The 4529-nt window shown below is 57.9% G+C and carries 5 protein-coding genes; all 5 read right to left on the bottom strand.

The genetic code is table 11. The features are described from left to right. Positions 1–985, bottom strand: a 985-nt coding sequence (locus VL598_RS10525) for a CpaF family protein (protein WP_325326656.1), incomplete at its 3' end; no start/stop codon positions are given. A 26-nt stretch (positions 986–1011) separates the two neighbouring features. Further along, on the bottom strand, positions 1012–2226 hold the full coding sequence (locus tag VL598_RS10530) for an AAA family ATPase (protein ID WP_325326657.1): 1215 nt from the start codon (positions 2224–2226) through the stop codon (positions 1012–1014). Between the two features lie 23 nt (positions 2227–2249). Beyond that, a complete protein-coding gene (locus tag VL598_RS10535; protein WP_325326658.1) occupies positions 2250–2690 on the bottom strand; it encodes a TadE family protein in 441 nt (146 codons plus the stop codon). Continuing rightward, a complete protein-coding gene (locus VL598_RS10540) occupies positions 2687–3205 on the bottom strand; it encodes a TadE/TadG family type IV pilus assembly protein (RefSeq protein WP_325326659.1) in 519 nt (172 codons plus the stop codon). Before VL598_RS10540 ends, VL598_RS10535 begins: the two co-directional genes overlap by 4 nt. 9 nt (positions 3206–3214) lie before the next feature. After that, positions 3215–4507, bottom strand: coding sequence for a TadE/TadG family type IV pilus assembly protein (locus VL598_RS10545; protein ID WP_325326660.1), 1293 nt, complete (start codon positions 4505–4507; stop codon positions 3215–3217). Positions 4508–4529 lie beyond the last annotated feature (22 nt).

Genomic DNA, 4529 nt, shown 5'->3' on the forward strand with positions numbered 1-4529 from the left:
GCGATCCCTCGTGGCCCGTATTCATCGCAGCGAGCATGTCGACTGCTTCTGCACCGCGTACCTCACCGAGGATGATGCGGTCGGGGCGCATACGTAGTGCATTGCGCACGAGTGTACGTTGCGTGATCTCGCCGCGTCCCTCGATATTCGGTGGGCGGGTCTCGAGCCTCAGCACGTGCGGTTGCCGCAGTTGCAGTTCAGCTGCGTCCTCGATGGTCACTAGGCGCTCGTCGGCGGGAATGAAGCCGGAGAGAAGGTTGAGCAGTGTCGTCTTGCCACTGCCCGTGCCGCCCGATATGAGGATGTTGACTTTCGCTCGTGCAAGCGCGTCGAGCACCTCGGCCATCGGCGGGGTTAGCGTATGCAGCCGAATGAGGTCCGCTATTTGTAGCGGATTGACGGCAAAACGCCGGATCGAAACGAGTGGTCCGTCGATGGCAGAAGGGGGGATGATCGCGTTGACGCGCGAGCCGTCCGGCAGGCGCGCATCCACCATCGGGCTTGATTCGTCGATACGACGGCCGACGCGGGAGACGATCTTTTCGATGACTTTCATCAAATGCGCGTCATCGTAAAAGGTGATATCCGTCAGCTCGAGCTTACCCCTGCGCTCGACGTAAGTCTGCTTCGAGGTATTGACGAGGATGTCGGAGACGGTCGGATCGCGAAGCAACGCTTCGAGCGGACCGAAGCCGAACATTTCGTCGTAAATGTCCGTGACGAGTTGCTTCCGCTCCGCCTCGTTGGCTGGCGCTTTCTCCTCTTCGAGGATCCGCGCAATGAGCGCGCCGATCTCCTGGCGGACGAGATCGGAAGAAAGGCGAGACAGGCGTTCGAGCTCGACGCGATCGAGAACCGCTTGATGCACGACGCGTTTGAGGTGCGGATACGCGCTGTGCGCCATTGCGCCCCGTGGGTCGACGCCGATCTCGCGCAATCCTGGCGACTGAACCGATTGTGCAGATATCTGTTCACGCAGCAACATGATGATCTCCTTGCCGAGTTTTGCGCTTACATGGTCTTGAGCTTGGGCGTTGCCGTGGGGCTCCCCCCGAACAGGCGCGGAAGGCGAAATTCACTGCGCCCGCGACCATCAGCTTTCACAGGATCTTGGCTGACGATTTTTTCCGCAAGCTGCTGTAACGCGCGTGCGACGGCCGAGTTGCGCTTGATTTCGGATACGGGAACGCCTTCGTTGAGCGCATCAGCGACGATGTCGTCGTCTTCAGGAAGGACCTGATAGGGGGAAGTGTTAAGAATCTGTTCGAGCGCGTCACGCGCACCCTGCGCACGTCGGCTGTGCCGATTCAGTAACAACCGCATGCGGTCTGCCGGATAGCCGAGCGTCGAGAGAATCTCCATGAGACGCCGGCCCGCCCGCGCATGTGGCATGCTGGGCTGCAGCACAAGATGGATTTCCTTGCTGCGGTCGAGCGCCAGTATCGATAGCTGATTGATGGATTGGCCGATGTCGAAAATCACTACGTCGTAGCGAGGAATCGCGATGCCAAGAATCCATTCCAGTTTGTCGCTGCTGATTTGTGCCGCTTTGACCGGGTCGCCAGCGCCGGCGATGACGTCGAACGTCTCGCTGATGCGCATGAGGCTCGCATCCAGAAACGCGGAGTCCATCCGCTCTATCTGTGCACACATCTGCGGCAGCGTGGAGGCGGGCGTTTCGCTCGTGACGAGAAACGCGGCGTCGCCATAGAGCTGATTCAGGTCGACAAGCAGCACGCGTTTTTTCCAGCCGACAGAAATCGCATGCGCGATGTTGGTTGAAATGAAAGTCGTCCCCGCACCGCCTTTGCACGACATGAATGAGATGATTTGCGTTTCGGCGCCGTCGCGCGGTGTTTGTTTCTTTTCGGCGCGCATCAGTGCATCAGCTAGCGTGCGTTGATCGAGCGGCCAAGGGAGCACGTCGCGAAAACCGGCCCGCATCGCGGCGATCAACGTTTGAGGTGATGCATCACCGGTAAGAAGAATGCAAGTGAGACGATCATGCCGCTGACACAGCTCGGCGATCACGCTCAATTCAGCATCCTCTTGTGTCAACGCGTCGACAATCAGAACGTCAAACGATTCAAGACTGCCGCCACGCGCCGCGAGTTGAGACGGACTGCCGAGCGTCCGTGTCGTCCGGTAGGCTCCGCACTCGCTGATGAGACGCATCACTTGTGCGAGCCGCGACGCATCTTTCGAAATGCTGAGAATGTCGATCATGATCGTTGGTAGTGCTAATTAAATTATGGGCAGATGGAGCCGCTTGTCGCACTGGATAGGCTTTCACGGGGCAGGGTCGTCGTAAAAGCCGGCAACGCCATCGAGATCGGCACGAACGGGACGAACGTGTTGACGGTCAATCCGGTGTAGCTGACTGTCACGAACTGGCAACTCGTCGCGTCGCATGGGCTAGGCGTGTAGGTGACCTGAATGTTGTTGTCCGAAAGGAGGGGCATCAGTTGCCTCATCCTGGTTCTGACGACGTTCGAACCGACGTCGCAAACCGCGGCTACACGTGCCCCAAGCCGCGCCGCTTCGGCCGCCGTGTTCCAATAGAAAAGCACGCGCGAGAACTCCATCACACCGATGAGCACGCTCACGAGCACGGCAACGGCGATAGAAAACTCGACGATTGCAGCACCGCGCTCACGTCGGCGTCTTATCAGGTTGAAGTCGCTGTTCATGGCTGCCTCATTACGACGGATATGTCGCCGAAGGTGACACCTGTGAAGCTAAAAAGCGACTGGATAGGCGAGTAGGTGTAGCCCGTGATCACTACCTTAACGAGATTGATCGATTCCTCGAGCTGCCCTGAGCCGTTGTTGTCACTTGCGTCATGGACTTGATAACCAGAGAACGTCTCATTCGGACAACCGGGCGAACTGTTTCGATCGCAGACGACCACATTTGTGGTTTGCAAACCGGGAGCTAGTGTGTTTCCCGTGCATTCGGTATTGCCGAAGACGGCCAAACACTGAGCTTCAGCAATTGGGTAGTCAGGATCCAGCGGTGAATATTGCGACAGAAAACGCGCAGCGTTGCGTGCTGACTTCGTCAGTGTTTCGTATTGATAGATGGCGCGACCGAGTTCGACCACGCCGCCTAGCATCGTGAGCAAGAGGGTGAGTACGAGCGCGAGTTCAACAAGTGCGACGCCGCGTTCTCGCTTGACGTTGTAGCGCTTTTCTCGATGGGGCATCGCAAGCTCCTACTGAATCAGCTCGGGAACGAGGGGGCCGATGCCATTAGCGCCTCCCGGCACCCCTTGCGCTGAGCAGGGGGAACCAGGGGCGCTGGCGAGGCCCCGATACTCCAGGTGAACCGCATTACTGTTGCCGCCCTGCTGCATTGGGTCGAGCATCAAAACGCAAGCCCAGCCAGTGATCGTTGCGTGCTGTGACGAATTCATGGTGTCGCAATTCACCATCGGCGCGGGCACAAGGCGACGGTCTGCTCCTCCTTGATAGACGCCACTGGAGCCGGGACTGCCTTTGGTGTTCAATCCACTCGTGGCATCGCCCTGGTATGGCAACCGCTGGGTACGACTGCTGACATAGTTGAAGGCGCCGGGGTTGCTCGGACTGGTACCGTCATAGGCATTCGAAGCGCTCTTCCAGGTAGTCTGCGAGGTGTAGGCATACCCCGTAAAGTCGGACGTGCCTTGTGGCGCACTGTTGCCGTTGTATTGAATGCCGAATCGGGTGTTGTATGACTTTCTTAGCGACGAAATATTGCCGTTCTCCCCTACTTGCTGACCTACCGCCGGTACGTTGCAGGTCGTCCCTGCCAATTGGTCGGCGAGGCAGTTGGCGCCAGTGCAAGGATTGGTGCCATTCAAATTAAGGTTGGCCCAACCGAACATTCCCTGCGTGTAGGAACCCGTGGATGAGTCGACTTTGGACTGCAGCCATTGGCCAACGGAGTAGTTTTGCCCGGAAGGTGGAGCGCATATAAATACCGGCAGCGCACAGCTTGTCTGCGCATGGCCGTTCGTTGCGACTGCTCTCGCTGAAACCGTCGTCGGGCCGACGTTCATGCCGGGCAGAACATTGAGGACTTGGATGAGCCAGTTAGGAATATTGGGTAGTGCCGTCGTGCATTGCACGAATGCGATTTGGGAAAGCGCCCCCACGTTCGAGTCGCCCTTGTTATAAAACAAGCCGTCAAACGATGTCGCATAGGTAACGTTATTGTTCATATCCATCGAGACAGGCAATGACTGAAACAGCGCCCGATTGAGGTGTCCTGCTGCAATGCCCGCCGCCTCGGAAACAGCAAGTGGCGTAATACCGTTAATGTCTCGGGCAGCGGAGAGCGCACAGGCGTCGGCACTGTTTTGCAACTCACTTTTCGCGACATAAAGCTTCCCTAGATCGAGCGCGAGCCCGACGAACGCGATCAATGCGATCATCGAAAGCACCACGAGGACGAGTACGGCGCCACGTTCACGGCGTCGATGTGCTAGCCCACGGGTACGTGCTTGCAGTTGCACTCGCATCATGTCCTCCGTTGATCGCCTATCA

It is taken from the genome of Trinickia sp. (genome assembly GCF_035492435.1).
GTDB lineage: Bacteria > Pseudomonadota > Gammaproteobacteria > Burkholderiales > Burkholderiaceae > Trinickia.